Source organism: Tenacibaculum sp. AWR4_210, from assembly GCF_056160945.1.
Genome location: NZ_JBSWYF010000007.1, coordinates 57920 through 76195, shown reverse-complemented (window position 1 = coordinate 76195; position 18276 = coordinate 57920). Strand labels below are relative to the sequence as shown.

The following is an 18276-nucleotide window of genomic DNA, read 5'->3' as shown; positions in this document are numbered from 1 at the left end:
ATGAAAAGATATCGAATAATCGTAGTTTTTATCGTGCTATTCTTCTCTTATGAAGGACGTGCACAGCTGGCTCAATGGGCCGTAAATACTGTCAGTGGTACTTCTGTTATCAACGGATTGGCCATGGATGGTAATGGAAATAGTTATACAACCGGACATTATTATTCGGGGATAGTTTTGGAGAAAACACATAGCGGATCTGGTTTTTTTATAGCGAAATACGATGATAAAGGGACGGTAATCTGGTCTCGAGTAGCAGGTAGTGGAAATTCAAGAGGATTGTCAGTAGCCGTAGATGCTACTGGAAATGTATACGCTTCGGGATATTTTCAGACCAGTATCGTTTTTGGAACTGGAAGTTCAAAGGTAAGCTTGAGTACTACCCAGCATTACCGAGCGGGTTTTTTGGTTAAGTATGACAAACTCGGAAACTTTATCTGGGCAAAACAGTTTGGAGGTGCTGGAAATAATGAAGGGTTAACAGAACTTGTAGTAGATGCCAATGGAAATTGTTACGTAACTGGAACCAGTGGGAGTCAACCTTTTTTGGCTAAGATTAATCCGTTAAATGGAAGTGTCGTTTGGAGCCGTTCTGATATTCGACCTACAGACATTAGTTCTGACGGAAAGCATTTGTACATCGCTGGTAATTTTTACGCTACGTTGGAGTTAGGACCACATAAAATTGTTTCAGATTCTGGTTTTACCAATATTTATTATGCTAAGTTCACCAATGGAGCCAATTCCGTAGCGTATTTAAAGCATACTCGAATTAGAAGTTCTGGACCAGTGCGCTTAGCAAATGATACCAATGGAAATGGATACATCACTGCGCATCGTTATCATAAGGAATCTTTTTTTGCAGGAGCTGCAGTACCGATAGGGAGTGATTCAGACAATATTTTTATCGCTAAGTACGGGCCCAGTGGAAATGAATTGTGGATTCGAACTGCGGAGGGTGAAGGAAATCCACCTCCTTTTGCAACAGATATCGCTGCCGATACGCAAGGTGTCTATGCAACCGGCTATTTTCATACCAGTTTACGCTTTCCAGGAGGCACGGAATTGAAAGGTGTTAGAACTTCGGTAAACTTATCAAAATCTTATTTAGCAAAGTACAACACTCAAGGAGGTTTTCAATGGGCGAAAGCCTCGGCAGGAATCAGCTCGGAGAATACTTTCCGCTTAGGGACGAATAAAAAAGGGAAGGTGATCATGGCTGGTAGATCACAAGGTCGGGCATCTTTTGATTGTCCGGAGTACAGGTCAGGTGGACTCTGGGGTTTTAGTGTACAGTATCACGATGCCACGCATCCTTTGGCGGGGAGTACGCCACCAGGATTAGGAACCAAACCTCCAACACCTGGAGCTATTAGTGGAGCTGTCAAGGTGTGTAAAGGGCAAAATGCGGTCACGTATACCGTAGCGACTATTGCAGGAGTTAGCAGTTACAAATGGGAATTACCAGCGGGAGCGAGCGTAATTTCAGGAGCGGGTTCAAATAGTATTACCGTTGCTTTTGGATCTGGAGCAACCAGTGGTAATGTGAAGGCGTATACCGTAAATCAGTACTGCCAATCCATACCAGCAACCCTTTTTGTAACCGTGCAAGGAGTTCCTAGTGGAACCGGAATTGTTTCGGGCCCCACCAGTGTGAGTGCAGGTCAATCTGGATTAAAATATGCAGTTACCGGTATTCAACAAGCAGTGAGTTATCAATGGACCTTACCTAGCGGAATGACTGCGGTACCTTCAACTCCTACAAATCAACGTGAGATTACCTTGGTGACAACAGCGGGTTTTACCGGAGGGATACTTAGTGTACAAGCCATCAATGCATGTGGTAAATCGACGCCCAGTAGCATCACTATAGCGGGGGCATCTTATACTATTTCCGGAACGATACGAACACCTAAAGGTACCGTATTGACGGGGGTTCAACTCCAATTACAGTCTTCTGGTTCAAATAGGAATACAACAACAGATGCCAGTGGTTATTCGTTTGCTGGCTTGCCGTCTGAAAAGTATACGGTGAAGCCCAATTACACCACGCCAGTTGCTGGTTGTATTGAGTTTTTCGATTACATCAGTTTGTTAAACCACATCAATAACGGCGGTGTTTTGACAAGTCCATATAAGTTGTTAGCTGCTGATGTAAACGGATCAAAAAGCATTGATATGACAGATGCTAACATTGTTTTACAAGTATTGAATGGCAATGATTTGATTACTAAAAAATGGCAATTTGTACCTGTCAATCACAGTTTTCCTGTGGCTTCAAATCCTTGGTCGGCAGCGATTCCTGAACAACTTGAGTTTAATCCATTGCAAAAGAATGAAACAAATCAATCTTTTATCGGAATTCTTATAGGAGATTTAAATGACTGTAAATAAACGATGATGACAGTACTACTAGACAATGGTCACGGCGGATTGATCAATGGACTTTATCAGACAAAGGGAAAGCAAGTAAGATGGAAGGATAACGAGGTGTTTTACGAGGGCGAATTTAATAGGGCCATCGTCAATGGAATTATGCAGGAGTTGACAAAACTCCAAATTCCCTACATCAATCTGGTACCAGAACATCAGGATATCAGCTTGCGAACACGTGTAAAGAGAGCTAATAACTATGCAGGAATTCCTTGTTTCTATCTCAGTATTCACGCCAATGCGGGGGGAGGTGCAGGAGCAGAGTTTTTTACTTCGCCAGGAGATACTAAAAGCGATGCTATTGCGAGTAGATTTGGTGAAGCTTTTCAACAAGAGTTCCCGAATGATCGCTTGCGAACTGATTATTCAGATGGAGATTTGGATAAAGAAGCGAGGTTCTATGTCCTTACAAAAACTAAGATGCCTGCCGTTTTAACCGAGAGTTTTTTTATGGATAATTATACAGAATACAAAAACTACTTGAGTACTTCGGCAGGAAGAATGCGAATTGTAGACTATCACGTGGCTGCCATTCAACGAATTAATAACGAACTATTTAAAAAAAGATAAACAACTTATGGAAAGAGTACTAAAATTACTAATAGGGCTGTGTTTGGTGTCACTGTTCTGCGCTTGTGACACTATGAAATCAGCGAGTTATGATGCCTATGCTCATAAACAGACCATCGCGATTAAAACCAGTTCTGAGGAATTGATCGATAAAGGAGTATATTCCTATGAATCCTATGAAACAGAAGTGCGAGCCTTGATGAACAAAATTGACAGTTTGATGGTTTATGAGCAACATAAAAAGCATCAAAAAATTTCCCTTTCGATGTGGAAGGTACTCATCGATAAAGATAGAAACCTATTGGGAGGTTATTTAGGACGCTGGAAAAGTAAAGGAAAATTGCCAGCGGTCTTTGTCGCAGAGGCAAAAGCACAGATTATGGCAGCTTTTGATACGTTGATCGCTTATGAAGCTCAAAAAGATGCGAGGAGTAAAGAAGGTGTATTACAGTTAATTTTAAATTGATAGGTAGATGGATTTTGATATGATTTTAAAGGAGTTAAGAGCGGAATTAACAGGTGTGTTGTCTGATAAGTGGGGCGATGTGCAGGAGGATACGCTCAAAGAACTCGACGTTTTTTTATTGGAGAGTAAACAAAAGCTCAAGCGTTGGACCGTGTTACTGGCGATGAAAGAATTGAGTTTGGAGGAGTATGCCTGGCTGGTAAAGAGTCAGAAAAATTTATTACAACTGAATAGCTTACAGCTTTTAGGAGTGCATAAAACCAGTATCGGTCACCTAAAGAATAAACTATTAGGAAAGCTGATTAAGGTGATACAATCTCAGTTATTGAAAGTTTAACAAATTGTTGGTCTAAGAAAAAAAGGTTGCCAATTGGCAACCTTTTTATTTGATATTTATGAACCCAGCACTGGCTAGGGTTGAAAGTCTTCTTTGCCCAATTGCCAAAACGCAAAGGTGATAAAATCAACGAGTTCTTTATTTCGTTTTTGTTGAGCGGCATCAAAACTGTGCCCACCGTTAAAGTCAACTGACAACAAAGCGGTATTCTCGGGGTGAGCGTCTTGTAATCGAGCGATTAACTTTGATGAATGGCTAACCGGAACTCGGGCATCATTAATTCCAGCGGTTAAATACACAGCTGGGTATCGGGTATTGTTTTGTATTGCGTGATAACTATCCATAGCTCGTAAGGCTAAGAATTCCGTTGAGTCTTTAACACTTCCAAATTCTTTGATATTGTTTTTCCCATTGCGAGAAAATTCTGAACGTAGTGGATTCAATACTCCTGAGCGGATCATTACCGCTGAGTATAGTTCGGGAGCTTCAATAAAGGCACGTCCTACACAAACGCCACCGGCACTTGCCGTCCAAGCCGCTATTTTATTTGGACTGGTATATTTTTGATTGACGAGGTAGCGGGTACAATCAATAAAATCTCTCCACGAATTGGCTTTAGTAGTTTTATATCCGGCTCTTCGCCAAGCATCTCCTTTTTCGCCACCACCGCGCACGTGCGCTTCCGCATAGACGCCTCCTAGTTCTACCCAGTGTTTTAAAATAGGGTACATCAAAGGAGTTCCTGAAAGTCCGTAGGCCCCATAGGAACTGATAAGTACATTGTTTGCTGCGTTCTTTTTGATTCCCTTTTTGTAAATAATCGAAAGTGGTATCAGTGTACCGTCGCGTGCAGGTATTTCAATTTCCTCGATAACTACGTCTTCTATAGCTGTAGGACTGGTTTGTTTAATCAACTCAATTTTATTGAAAGAGTCGGTATTCGCATCGTAATTGTACAGTTCTTTCTTACTTGTCCATCCCTCTGTTTGTAGCCATAGCTTATCAAAACGAGCTCCTTTAGAAAAGATATTGATATAGCCGGAAGATCTAGGGAGTTCAATTTTTTGTAAATGCGGAGCGGGCGCCACTACTTTGTACAAGTTGGCTTGCACCCCGTTTTTTGTTTTTACGATATAGAGGCCGTGTTTAGTGAGGGCCATATCAGTGATCGTTTGGTTAGGGTCTTCGGGTACAACAACTGTAGGATTCTCGAAATCGGGATTGCTGAGTGTTGTTTTGCAAAGTTTAAAATTCGAAGCATTTTTAGAACTCAGGTAATATAAAGTATCCTCTTTGACTAGGATTTTTTTTATCAAATCGTCTTTAGAAAAAAGAGGTTTCCAACGGATGGTTTTGCCGTAGATGTCCTGAATTGCTGCGTAATAATAATCGTGATAACTGGTAGCGCCAGAGGTCGAGGCAAAAATGTATTGACATTTTTGATCTGGAAGTCTGGTAATGCAAAAATCTTCCTCTTTTATCGGGAAGTTCGAATTCGTTTGTTTTGAAAATATAGGTGTTACCTGATTAGCAGGCGTTCCTAGCTTGTACAATACTGAAGAGGTATTAAGTAGGTAGTTTTTTTCATTTTTGTCAACTACCGGAATGTGTACATAAATGAAGCCTGAGTTATCGGGTAACCAGTTGATTCCAGCCAACTCAGCGGGCCAGTTGTGGGTGAGTGTTTCGGGTGCAACGGTTTTACTTGGAACATCTACAATGACAATTTCTGAAATTTCTTTGTCGGATTCCGTCAATCCGACAGCTACTTTTTTACTATCCCAACTCGGTTTTATATAGTTTAATACGTACTCTTTTTTCTCATGAGTTTTGTAGGTAGCCGGATCAAATAACAGCGATTCATCGGCAGTTAAGGAAGGTCTGAAATAGAGTTTGGCAACAGCATTTTTAGCTTCTTTTTTTAAGTAAAAGAAGCTGCCATTATCACTGATTTTTAATTTGCTAATGCGTGTATTTCCAGCGGTTGAGTTTTCTATTTTTTGCAGTAGTGCTGCGCGTCCTTCAATAGTTTCTAATACAGAGGCTTCCTCTGTTTTTTCTTTGAGCCAAGCCAATAATACCGTATCCTTGAGGTTTTCCATGTACCGGTATGGGTCTTTCATTTGATGACCGTGATATTCATCGATAACCGTAATTTTAGGAGGTTTACTCGATGTGTTCACTGGGGTACAGGAATAAAATAAGAAGAATAAAATGAGGATAAGTAATACACGGGTCATGGGTTGTAGTTTTTCTTTTTTTTAGGGTAATAATAACGAATTAAAACCAATTGTCGTGAGACAATTGGTTTTTTTATGTTTAAGGACGTCGTCTACCGTTTCGAGAATCTCCTGTGTTAATTGGATCATCTTCGTCGTCAATGGTTCCTGAATTTGAACCGGTTCCTCCTTTAATAGCATGTAAGCTTTTGATCTCTGCAATTTGAAATTTTTTAAAGTCTAATACGCGTTTTGTGTTTTTCTGAATTTTCATATTCTAATTGTTTTTTACTGCTGCAAATCTAGGGGATACAAACAGCCTAAAAAAGACAAGTATCTATGAATTTATAAATTTCACGCGTATTTTTTAAGTTTAATCTTCTGGTTCAGAGTTTGTTATTTTTTTTATAAAGAAAGAGGGTTTCAACTTTGTTTTCTTGAAAAAAGCAGTCGAAAATGTCTGTTGACTGCTAAATCCGCACTCTTCTGAAATTGCTTTTATGGTGTATTTTCGAAATTTCGGATCTTGATTTAACCGCTGAATTGCGTAGTCAATTTTTAAGTTATTTAAGTAATTAGAGAAGTTAGAATTTTTTTCTAGGTTGATCACTTTTGACAAATACGAACTGTTTGTGTTGAGTTCTTTTGCCAAAGTATTTAAGGTGTATTTTTTCTTAACGAATTTTAGTGAGCTTTCAAATTTCTCTAATTTGGTCAGTATTTGAGTAACGAGCTCTTCTGACAATCCAAGGCTTTCAACTTTTGATGCCGTAATTACAGGTGGAGTTACCTGAGTCTCTTTGTTGTTTTGTTCTTCCATTAATAGGTCGAAACGCTTGTTTAACACATAACTGCGTCGTGAGAAGAAAATAAATAGCCCAGAAAAAATAGTACAGAGCGCAATTAAAATAAAAATATTGTACTGTTTTGAACTGTTTTGTTCTTCCAGTGAGTTGATGAGTTCTTGCTTCGCCTTGAGTAATTCAGGAGTATCGTAGTTCTTGACGATGTCAACGTATAAGTTACCGTCCTTGGCCTTGATGAGGCTGTCTACCTCTACGAGTTTGGTCAAGTAGGTCAACTGTTTCTTTTTATCCTTAGAATGCTTGTAATAATCATTCAAATGTCCATAGGCGATTCTTGAATACCTCCTAATAGAGTTGTCTTGTTTGTAAACAGAGTCGATACTGTTCAAGTAATGAATTCCTTGGTCAGGAGTCCCCATTCCTTTGTAAGCATCGTAAATATACAAGTACATGGCGGCGAGATTCGATGGATCTTCCTTTAAGAGCTTGCAGCCTTTTTGTAAACTGTCAATCGATTGTTGATAAGCACCTTTTTCAAAACTACAAACTCCATGACCTGTTAAAAAATAAGGGTAATAGAAATCAGGATTGTTTTTCGATTCTTTAAGTCCTTTATTATAGTACTGAATAGCTTGGTCAAAAAGTTTGTTTTTGGCATAACCATTGGCCAATGCAAAGAGGGATTTAAAGTACTGTTTTTTATAGGTGGTATCTAATTGATTTTCTTTTAGGTATTGATAGTTTTCTTTAAAGATGCTGAGGGCTTCTTCAATTTTATTATTCACACTTTTTAGAAGCCCTACGTAATGCTTGACAATAACCAATTGAATGCGGTTTTCATTTTTTACGGCGAGCTGGTTGGCCTGTAAAAAATTTTCTAGCGCCAACTCATTTTGGCCGTTGTAATAATAATGGATCCCTTTTTGAATGTATCCCAGGGCTGGATAGTTTTTGTTTTGTGTATTTTTGGTTAATTGGATAATGCTGTCACTGTATTGAAGTGCTGCTTTTTTATGAATGTTAAGCTCCGATAATAAATAGTATCCATTGGCAATTTTAACGGTTGTATTTTCCAGTTTGGCTTTGGCTAAATAGGCTGTTGAAAAACGATTCTTCTGAATGCTATCCATTAGATAAAATTCATTTTTCAGAGTATTTAAATCTGAGTGATAGTGTTTTTGTACTTCCTGTCCTAAGGAAAAAAGAGTACAGTGAAATAGTAGTAAAACGAATAGATTACGCATTGGTGTTTTTTTGTAGGTTATAATAACGGTAAAGGCAACTGTAGCAAACGAGCTCGTGCAATCGTTGTTTATCTCTGAAAATTCGATTGATAAACATATGAATTTGACTACTTAGGTAGTCGTCTAAGGCGATGGCCTCTTCAGACAGCCCAATTTTTAATCGCTGTAGTATTTGTGAGTAGGGTTCATTGTATAATTCGTGCGTTTTTAGAAATTCGAAAGAAGAAATCGAGGCCTTTAGGGTCGAGTTAATATCCTCTTTTAGCTGTTGGTACTTTATGTTGAGTTGTTTTTTTAATTGCTTATCGGCGTTGAATTCATCTTTAAAAGCTTCGAAGTTTTCCTTTGATAAGTTAATCTTGTCGTCCAAAGTATAGCCAAAGGAATTGAGAAGCTCGTCAATCACTTTTAGGCTAATTAAAAATACATGTGTATCATTTGTGAGGTGTTCAAGTACGTTTAAACACAGCTGACTGTTCACAGAAAATACATATTCGGACAATTCAATAGTAGTAGTACCATAGCGTTCCAACTCTCTGTTATAAGTGTCCATCTGTACTTTCCAGATCAAGTCTTTTTGAAAGTAACTGGTGAGTGCTGCAGGAATGCGTTGTTGAAGGTAGTTCCTGTGTTCCGTATTAGGACTGAGAAATCGCAGTCGTAAATGAGGTTGAGGATCTGAATAGCGCAGGTAAAACCATTGGTCAATTCGCTCCTCTTGAGTCAATTCTTGCACCAGAGGTTGAATTTCTTCAACAAGCAATTGATCGGCAGTTCTTTTTCCACAATATATTTTGTAGTACAGCCAATCTTCTCCAGGAAGGTAACTTCTCTTAATCATCGATATCGCTTTTTTTCAAGGTGAATAAAAATTCGTTGGTAAAATGTTCTTTTTCATTTTTTACAGGAGAGCCCTCATGGAATAGGAACTCTTCCAATACAATAGGATTGTTTTTTTTGCCGCTTTCTATCAATATTGCAATACAATCAGGGTGTTCCAGATCTAGGTATAGTGCATGTGCGGGATGTTTCAGTGCTACGTGCTGAACGAGCTTGAGCTTTTTTCGCCAAGCCGCAAACTCAGTACTGAATTCCGTAGAATTTTTAAAAGAAGCTAGGGTTGTTAGTTCTTTGCTACTGATTTTCCATTGAGCCTTGGCTAGGATCGTATTCCTGTAGCTTACACGAGGAAGAAAATCGAAAGTATCACAAGACGATGGCCATTGAAAACCGATATAAGGTAATTTGTTTTGTAGCTCTAAGTCGCTTAAGAAATGATAAATAGGTAAGGCTTTGTAGGAGTAGTTATGGGCATTCGTGAGTTTGGGAATTACTTCTTTTTGATGTTTTTCAGACCACAGTACCAGCTCGTCATTTTTTAAAGATAACCACAAATCACCTATAGCAAGCTGCCCATCATAAGGAACGGATGGCTTTGCGAGGTAGGGAATTTCATAAGACCTTAGATTCTTTCTTCTCAGTATATTACCCGTTCTCGATTCAGGAAGGTGTACAATTTCTGCGATTATTTTATCTTGTGCAAGCTCCTGTTCTGATTGGTAGATAGCTGCCAATTGCGCATTGATAGCATCATTTGATTCTGAAAATCGGGCAATTAATTTTCCCGCTCCTGTATTGAACCCCTGCAAAAATAGGGTTTCGGTAGCGTTTACAGTGGTTAAGGAGGCAAATGCCGTTAGCGTATCGGGGAGGTACTCTTCTCGGCATTCAAAGTGGCTAAAATCTTTATCCGTTAAGGTAATCTCGTATGCATTTTGCTCCAATGCCTCTTTTAGTTTATTCTCTAATACTCGATCTTGTGGACTTAGGTGTTGATTTGTAAAGGTCTTATGACCTTTAGAAGCTGCCGTCAGATCATTTAAAAACGGAGTTGTCCCAGAAACAGCATCGTTTTGTAGGTATCCGATACCCGATTCGATATCCAGTGCTAGGGCTAGCGGAACCCGACGCGTTTCGTAACGTTCGTAAAAAGCTTTTTTAAAGCGTTGTAGATCTTGATTGGGCTGCCATGTTTCAAGTTTTAGTAATAGGCCTAGCGCTTTCTTTACTTCTTGAAGTTGAGACCTACTAATACTTGCCGATGGCGCTGAAAGTGTAAGGTTGTTTTGAAAGAGGTACTTGGGTTGAAAATTCAACTGCAAAGCACTCAGTGATTCCCGTATAGCGTTGTAAGCAGCGATGTCTGTTCCCATAGTTTTAGCTACAGAGGCAAGTCGGTTTTGAATCGACTTTAAGGCAGTTGTGATAGAGCTGACTCCAGTTAGGGAATCGAGTATTTGGATAATGTTCGCGAGGGGAGCATCCCCTGTGATATTGATTTCTAAATTGCTTCTCAGAATTTGATGATCGATTAATAAGTTTAAGAAGGCATCAGATTCTGAAGTTTCAAATCCCCGCTCTGTCAAGAAATTGACGAGTTCGAATTTCTGTTTTCCATCGGCGGCATGACTCAAGATACTTTCTATATCTTCATTGTGACCAATGGCTTCAATGCTGTACTGTTTTTTTTGGTGGTTGCTATTGGTTTCAACATATCTGTAATAGTCTCCTAAACGGTACAAGCTCGTATTCGGGTAAAAGGTCAGTTGATTTCTGACGGTCTTTTGTTGAGCGAGCTGTTTGCATAATTCGAATAGGAAATGACTGTCTAAGTTGGTCGATTTTTGATGCTGATGAGGAGGGGGGAGCTCAACGGAATTCTGCGTTCCAATAGTTCCTGTTCCTATGCCTGCAAAAAGACCAAACGGGGTACATCGCGTTGTTGCTCTGATGAGGTATTTTAAAAAGGAGCTTTTGATTTTTTCGAATTTCAAAGCATCTTTCGATTGTAAAATCGTTACAATTTCATTGTAAAATGGAACGGAAGCTAAATACATAGCTTCTTTAAAAATGGGGTCTGCCCATACTTTTTCTAGGTCCGCTATGGTAAAGGTGTGCTCTTGGAGATTTTTGTTTAAGAAATTGAATGGGTAGAGAGGGGTTCGAAAACAAAAGTCTTCCAAAAAATCATAGCGCTGAAAGGGTTTTTTCATGATGTTTTTTGTCTGATTCGATAAATATATAAGATTTAATTTTATTTCAAAAACGGTATGTTGCAAGCAGTTGTTACTAAGGTTTTTAACTTTTTTGGACGCTGTGCTGGATTTACAAATTCAGACTAGCTTTTTATAAAAACCGATTGTGAAAGTTTGAAAATTGCATTTTAAAAGAATTCCTTTGTACTGTGAAAAACAGTAAAAAACAGAAATGAAAAACAGCGAAAATTAAGGTTAGTCATTCAATGTTTTGAATGCAATTCCATCCTAGTTTGTAATCTTCTTTAGCAGAGAATTAATTGCGATGGAAAGTAAAGTGTCCTTGAGTTGTGGACAACTCGAAATGCTATAATTGTTAAGGGGATACAGCAATTCAGGAAAAGAAGGAGTACGTATGTTCTTTTTCGTAGCACACTTAAGGACATTAGATATCCATTGATTTCGCCAGAGGTAGCACTATTCGCTGTTTTTTACTATTTGAAATTTAATTTTCAGCTACTTCTGGCATTTGGATAAACAAACGTAAGTTATTGTTATGTGGTTTATAAACACGTCAACTGTATTTTTTAGAAGGGGGTACTGTGTTGACATTGAATAAAAAAGTGATCTAGTTTTTAGATCACTTTTTTGTTGTTCCTATTTTGGATAAACTTCTACAGCCAAAGCTTACAACATGTAACAAAATTGCGGTGCTGCCGTCTGCAAGGTAATTGAAACTCCAAGAGGGAATAGGAAGAAATGTATGCTCGTTGCTATTGTGATAGTTAAATTCAATGGAAGTGGTAACGATCACCAAAAATGTATGTGTATTTTGGTAGAAGAGGAAAAGGAGGTAGGTTTTTTTTCTGTTCGGTTGTTATATAACTTCTCCTAGGACAAAACACCTAGTATTCCTCTTGAAAACATTGTAATTTATTGATTAATCACATCGTATGTTTAAAGTCGACATTGCTAATTTTTTAGACCTCCTAGGACTATCGTTTATCGTCCTATTCTGTTTTCTCATTTTTGATCGCAGGAACAAGTTTCAATCGCGCTTGGAAAAGTATTTGATATTCATGTACTTTTTGAGTTTTCTGTTTGAAACCATTGAGCCTTTTGCACCTAAGTACAGTATTTATAAGTATCAATTTTCGGTAGTAGACACCTTCTTGTTTCTCTATTTGATAAAGCTATTTCACTGTTCGCCTTGGCATGTCGCAGTCGTGATTTCCTATTTCTTTGGCATTAATTACTTTTATCAAGCCTCGTACGATTGGGAGTTTACTGTAATTGATTACCTATTTAATTTAGGGTATTTAACGTATTTTTCGCTGAGGTTCCGAGCCTTTATACAACGAGAATCCCTGCGTTTTTACAGTAAAAACAAGTACTTTATTCAGTTTATACAAATGTATTTACTCATTAGCTTCATATACTATGGTATCATTATACTAGGTGATATCGTTACGTATAGCTATGGTAAGCGATTTTCTATTTTTTACCTTATTGAGTCCCTTTTTCAAATCGCGGTATTTATTCTGTGTTTGCGCTACTTCGTATTCCATCGTCCTGTGTTTGCTTTTGTACCGGTAGCGGTTCCTGAAAAAAACAGAGAAATTAAAGGACAGAAAGAAGAAGCATATGCTTCGTCGAGCTTGGAAGAAAGAGAAGATTTCGAGACTTTGAAGCGCAGTGTAGTAGTCCAAGCAATGCACAGAAGTCCTAAATTGACCATCCAGGAGCTCGCAAGTTTGCTCGACAAACATCCCAAGCAGGTTTCTAGATTGATCAATACCTATACCGATGGAAATTTTAATGACTTTATTAATAAACTTCGCGTGGATGATTTTAAAGTACTGGTCCTTGAACCTGCATATCAAAATTATTCCATTTTAGGTATTGCAAAAGAAGTGGGCTTCAGCTCCAAGTCGACCTTCTATAAAGCCTTTAAAAAATTCGAAGGGATGAGTCCAAGTGAATATGTTGAAGGCACTCTTCAAAACTAATACCTAGTCAATTTGTAAGTATTCCAATTTTTCGTAAGAACGTATATAGCGGCCTAGCTCAACATGGAATTGGTTCGTTGAAATTTCCGTATTCAAGGCTGTGAGTTTCGTTTTTGGAAAGTACTTGATTTACAGGTTTTTGTAGGGGTCTTAAAATACGAATATAGGACGTCTGCTACTTGACACCACTGCCATAAGCTCCTATGTTTGCTACATGTTTTCACGCTCATGACAGGCATTGAGGAAAGTGAATTTTAAGACACTTTTTTATGGTCATGGCATATAGGGAAAAGTTCCTGTAAGAGAAAAAGAAGGCATTCTTAAGAATGCAAAAAATACCGCAGGTATTTCGGCTATAACTCGAAACTTTGTCGTTTTGAGAACACCTGTATTTGTAAAATAGTGATCCCGTAGTGGGATTAAATTTTTGTACGTTCCAATCGAGCGCATCAGCACTGTTGTATAACAATATTGTAAGCAATAACAAATCAGTAGGGGTTACTGATGAAGGTGCGCTCTGATTGGTAAGTAAACCTCCAAAAACTAATTTACAATTCGCAACTAACACGAGGTCTTTGTGTAGGCACTCCGTGTTATGAATGTAAGAACTTCATATTATTTAATTCAAAAATCAATCTGTATGAGTAAGAAAGATGTTTTTTTACTCCTTGTACTTCTTGTTGCCTTTCTTAAAATGGAAGGTCAAGTAGATGTAAAAAAGGATGTTAATGCGGCCACTTATGTTGGCTATGAGCGAGACATATACGTGTTAAAAGACGGGATGTACCTGCGTTATGACATTGGAACAGACCGGCCGAAATCGGGAGGTGTCTTTGAAGAGAATTTTGCCTTGCAAGGAAAAGAGGCATTTCATAAAGGCGTTCAAGCAGCGTCTTATGTAGGCGCAGGTAGAGATATGTACCTGTTTCAGGGTACAGCGTATTTGCGGTATGATGTTGGAGCCGATAAAGTAGTGTCAGGAGGTAATATTGCCAAGAGCTTTGCACTAAATGCTCATCCGAAATTCCACGCGAATATTGATGCCGCTTGCTATGTAGGTGCCGGACGTGATATGTATTTGTTTAAGGGAACCGACTATATCCGCTACGATATCGGTAAGGATAGGGTGGTTTCTGGAGGAAGTATTCAGCAGAACTTTGCACTTGCTGGCTATCCTGATTTTCACGCCAATATTGATGCGGCCTGTTATGTAGGTGCCGGTAGGGATATCTATTTGTTCAAAGGTGAAAAATACTTGCGTTACGATATCGGAAAGGACCGAGTAGTTTCGCAGGGAAACATACGAACGAGTTTTAATTTGTTTTATACGGGGAGCTTTAATGCGGCGCGTTGGATGACCGACAGTTACTCGTACTTAAAAGACAAAAAGTTAAATGAAATCTTAATGACTGGGAGTCACAATGCCATGTATGTAAATAATGTAAATAATTTTTGTGACGTTCAGGCTATTCCTCTCAACCAACAGTTTAGTTGGGGTGGTGCTCGTTATTTTGATATCCGGGTCAAATTGGAGAAGTTGTCTGGCGGTCATGCCTTGAGTGGATTCCACGGGAACGAATTTATATGTAGGACGGAGCCTATTGATTTTCACGCTGTTTTTGGAGACTTAAAAAAGCAACTTAACAATTCTAAGGAACTCGTGATTTTGCACATTAAGCAAATGCGTCAAAAAGGTTTTTCGAATACAGATAAAGCGGCCGAATTTTTAGGACAGTTATTTGCCAATGGTCTTGGGTATGCAACAATTATCCGACCTTCAGAAGTCCCTAAGGGGCTGTATGCCTATACGTATGAGGAATTGCTCCAACGAGGTAATGTTATTATTGTGTCGGAGTACGAGGATACCAAAGGATTGAGTTTTTACAACCGCCCTAGAGATGCTAATAACATAGGGAAATTTTTAGGTTTTCCTTTTGTGAGTGATACTTCTTCAGATGATGTGGCAGAAGAATACCAACGTAAATTTCTTCCACAAACCACCACACCTAAGGTTCCACTTGTTGTTGGACACAGCGGATCCGGAATTTTGTTAAAAACGGGTGCCATACGCTTTAACAAAAATTTCTATCAAAATTATATGACAAAGTGGGTCAATGCCGGATATCACTGGATTCATTCTATTGATTTTGTCGGTTGGGATCAAGGATGGTCAAGAAAAATCGCAGAAGGGCTCATGCAGGCTAATATTCAACGAGCGCGCACCGCTTCAAGAGTAGGGCAATCGACCCGAACTCTCGTGAAGAGCGCAGGTACTCCGGTGAGTTTTCGCGTGGGGAAATCGGCCCAAGGAAAGGGCGAATTGACAATTTACAACAGTAGAGGACAAGCGGTTTTTACGGAGGAAATCACCGTCGATAAAGGAGATGTTTCCTTGACCATGACTCAATGGCGTTCACTGAAGTCAGGCTTGTATTTTATACGCATACGTACGAACAACCACCTAAGCAATCACAAAATTTACATTTATTAGTTTATGAAAGATATCAAATTAACAACAGCACTTGGCGTGATGACCATGTGGTGTACAACGCTCAGTTATGGACAAATCTCATTTAAAGAATCACTAGATGCTTCTGCGTATATCGGAGTAGGAAGAGATATGTATGCATGGCAAAATGATACCTATTTAAGGTATGATATAGCTAAGGATAAAACAACCTCAGGCGGGGTGTTTTCTAAAAATTTTAGTGTAGCTACACATCCAGACTTTCACAAAAAGGCTGATGCTGCTACTTATGTAGGTAGCGGAAGAGATTTTTACTTATTTAAAGGTTCAGCGTATTTGCGCTACGACTTATCAAAGGAGCGCGTGGTTTCGGGAGGAAACATAGCCAAAAACTTCAGTTTGTCGTCAAAACCTTATTTCCATAAAGATATCGATGCCGCTTGTTACGTAGGGGCAGGACGCGATTTTTACCTGTTTAAAGGGAATCAATATTTGAGATATGATCTCGCTACTGAAAAAGTGGTTTCAGGAGGAAGTATTAAGGATAGTTTTGCATTAAACGATCATCCTGACTTTCACGAAAATTTGGACGCCGCTTGTTATGTCGGGGCCGGAAGAGACATCTATTTATTTAAAGGAACCAAATACCTGCGCTACGATATGGCGAAGGATAAGGTAGTATCGTCCGGTACGCTAGAAGGTGGATTTGCCATGAAATTACCCAAGCCCTTATCGGAAATGACCCGATACGAAATTTTGCAGCGCTATGCTCCAGTATTTCATCATCAAATGGAATTATCAGATGATTTGTATGAAGGACAAGATTTAATCGTGGCGGTGGATCAGGATTTGAATTGGGGAACTTATGACGATGATAACGATGTTTGGGCCGCTGGGAGTCATTGGCCGAGAACCACCTTGGCGCGAAGTTTGGCAGCAGCAAAAAGCAGTTCGGAACACGATGTGACTCCAGTAATTTATGCGTCTTTTCAGGAGTTAAAAGATTTTTACCTATGTAAATACGCAGTGTACCACACGTATAATGAGTTGGTAGGTGCCGCTGGAGATCACCTGAACGATATGGAGGTTGTGGAAGTATTGATAGATAAAGGAGGAACGGTAAAAGGAGCCCTCTCTACGATTCACGGAACTACCGGATGGGCAACGCCTTGGGCCAGTGATGATGATATGGACGATTTTGACACGTATGCTAACGAAACGTACACATTGCACCTGTGGGATGGAACCCACCCAATTATGTGGATTTTAGGAAATAGTGCCAAGCTGTTTAATTTGAACCGTAAAGACTACGGTCATGCTATTTTTCCGCAAAATGAATGGAATGCCTTACACGGAAAGGGAATTTCTTATTATCCAGCAGGTACTGGTGGGCAAAAAGTACTGCGTGCAGAGGTTGCCTCGAGTATCGGGACGTTTTTATCCAACTGGCACTACAGTTCTGAAGCGAGGTATTTATTAGTGCCTATTGAAGAATTATTGATCAAAAATCAGATGAGTACAGGGCTTGATAAAATGTATCAAACCGGGCAAAGTATGAGTACTTGGAGTGGACGTTTTTGGGGAACGGGATATTACAATTACGCAGATGTGGGTAGCGCATCCAAAGCAAATGACGTTCGTTATCGCTACAACGATTCCTACGGAGGTCCCGACTTAAACCCTAGCATCGTTTACGACCCTAGTGAAGCCAAGGGGGTAAACCATCCGCTATTTAGTAAAGTTTCGTATGGCGGTTTGGGTAAAGGAATCAAGGATATTTCAGGATTTCACAGAGATCGTTATGCAAATATCATTGGAAGTGGAGCCTTTTCCAAGTCGGGAGGTCCTGATTTGCTGTCATTCCGTAAACTGAATGTCCCTTTTCAAGAAGGCTTGAGTTTAGCAACTAAAGTAACGCGCGTTGGTAAGTTACACTTGCGCAATAATTGGTTTTCGAATCCGTACAATGCCGTGTATGAGAACGGTACTGGGCCTACAGCAGGAGTTATGTTACGTGCATCAGACGCAGCCAATGCAAACTTCATATACATTGCTTTGGCTCCCGAAGAAAATCAGTTGGTACTGCTTACGAGGAAAAATGGGAAGCTCGAATTGACCAAAGAACGAGTGCTTGTACCGAGTAATAAGCAAACAGCGAGTTTGCACGAGCGCTTTATTTCTCTCTATGTAAAAAACAATCAGATTGAAGCGAAATTAGATACTGAGGTACTCAAGCGTTTCGATATTGCTGACTTTGGGTTTGGAGCTTCGGCCTTTATGGCGCTCGTGACGCAAAGTGATGTCAATAACGCTAAAAATTACTACTGGACCAACGCTGAATATCAAGATATTCAAGTAGTATACAACTCGAGACGTACGGCAACAACTAAGCGACCTAAGTTAGAAAATCGTAGGAAATCGGTTACGAAATTGTATCCAAATCCGGCCTTTGAAGCTGTTGAACTGAGTTTTGAAAGTGCTTCGGAAGAGACCGTAACACTAGAAGTATTTAGTATTCAAGGGAAACGCGTAGTCACACAGAAGGTACAAACCAAACGTGGCGCTAATACCTTAAAGTTGAATATTAGTAGTTTAAAAAGTGGTATTTACCTCATTAAACTCAAAGGAAAGTGGTTGTCACAAAAATTACTCGTACCGTAACGGAGTGTTATATGCATCGAGTTTTAATG

General features: G+C 39.3%; 12 protein-coding genes. 7 read left to right on the top strand and 5 right to left on the bottom strand.

Translation table 11 applies throughout. The annotated features are described in order from the left end of the window. The 4 genes from ACXAG7_RS13800 to ACXAG7_RS13785 are packed head-to-tail and all read left to right on the top strand — an operon-like array spanning position 1 to position 3806. Positions 1-2394 (top strand): hypothetical protein, encoded by a 2394-nt coding sequence (locus ACXAG7_RS13800; RefSeq protein ID WP_476667170.1) that lies wholly within the window; start codon positions 1-3, stop codon positions 2392-2394. Between the two features lie 3 nt (positions 2395-2397). Next, a complete protein-coding gene (locus ACXAG7_RS13795) occupies positions 2398-3003 on the top strand; it encodes an N-acetylmuramoyl-L-alanine amidase (protein ID WP_408042508.1) in 606 nt (201 codons plus the stop codon). Between the two features lie 7 nt (positions 3004-3010). After that, complete coding sequence (locus tag ACXAG7_RS13790; RefSeq protein ID WP_476667169.1) at positions 3011-3469, top strand: hypothetical protein; 459 nt, start codon at positions 3011-3013, stop codon at positions 3467-3469. A gap of 7 nt (positions 3470-3476) precedes the next feature. Next, on the top strand, positions 3477-3806 hold the full coding sequence (locus ACXAG7_RS13785; protein ID WP_476667168.1) for a hypothetical protein: 330 nt from the start codon (positions 3477-3479) through the stop codon (positions 3804-3806). 74 nt (positions 3807-3880) lie between these two features. Here ACXAG7_RS13785 and ACXAG7_RS13780 read toward each other — a convergent pair whose 3' ends face one another. The 5 genes from ACXAG7_RS13780 to ACXAG7_RS13760 all read right to left on the bottom strand — a co-directional run bounded on the left by ACXAG7_RS13780 (position 3881) and on the right by ACXAG7_RS13760 (position 11128). Next, complete coding sequence (locus ACXAG7_RS13780) at positions 3881-6046, bottom strand: prolyl oligopeptidase family serine peptidase (RefSeq protein ID WP_476667167.1); 2166 nt, start codon at positions 6044-6046, stop codon at positions 3881-3883. Between the two features lie 79 nt (positions 6047-6125). Next, on the bottom strand, positions 6126-6299 hold the full coding sequence (locus ACXAG7_RS13775) for a hypothetical protein (RefSeq protein ID WP_408042512.1): 174 nt from the start codon (positions 6297-6299) through the stop codon (positions 6126-6128). A gap of 99 nt (positions 6300-6398) precedes the next feature. Further along, a complete protein-coding gene (locus ACXAG7_RS13770) occupies positions 6399-7961 on the bottom strand; it encodes a helix-turn-helix domain-containing protein (protein WP_476667166.1) in 1563 nt (520 codons plus the stop codon). A gap of 106 nt (positions 7962-8067) precedes the next feature. Further along, the gene (locus tag ACXAG7_RS13765; RefSeq protein ID WP_408042514.1) at positions 8068-8916 is read right to left on the bottom strand and encodes a thiopeptide-type bacteriocin biosynthesis protein; all 849 of its coding nucleotides are present in this window, start codon (positions 8914-8916) and stop codon (positions 8068-8070) included. After that, a complete protein-coding gene (locus tag ACXAG7_RS13760; protein ID WP_476667165.1) occupies positions 8909-11128 on the bottom strand; it encodes a lantibiotic dehydratase family protein in 2220 nt (739 codons plus the stop codon). Before ACXAG7_RS13760 ends, ACXAG7_RS13765 begins: the two co-directional genes overlap by 8 nt. A 935-nt stretch (positions 11129-12063) precedes the next feature. On the opposite strand from ACXAG7_RS13760, the gene ACXAG7_RS13755 reads away from it, so the two are divergent. From ACXAG7_RS13755 to ACXAG7_RS13745, 3 genes are all read left to right on the top strand, one after another. Next, positions 12064-13119 carry a helix-turn-helix domain-containing protein gene (locus ACXAG7_RS13755; RefSeq protein WP_476667164.1) on the top strand — a complete coding sequence of 352 codons (1056 nt, stop codon included), beginning with the start codon at positions 12064-12066 and terminating at the stop codon, positions 13117-13119. A 640-nt stretch (positions 13120-13759) separates the two neighbouring features. Next, positions 13760-15610, top strand: coding sequence for a T9SS type A sorting domain-containing protein (locus tag ACXAG7_RS13750; RefSeq protein ID WP_476667163.1), 1851 nt, complete (start codon positions 13760-13762; stop codon positions 15608-15610). A gap of 3 nt (positions 15611-15613) precedes the next feature. Next, the gene (locus ACXAG7_RS13745) at positions 15614-18247 is read left to right on the top strand and encodes a T9SS type A sorting domain-containing protein (protein ID WP_476667162.1); all 2634 of its coding nucleotides are present in this window, start codon (positions 15614-15616) and stop codon (positions 18245-18247) included. Positions 18248-18276: the final 29 nt, after the last annotated feature.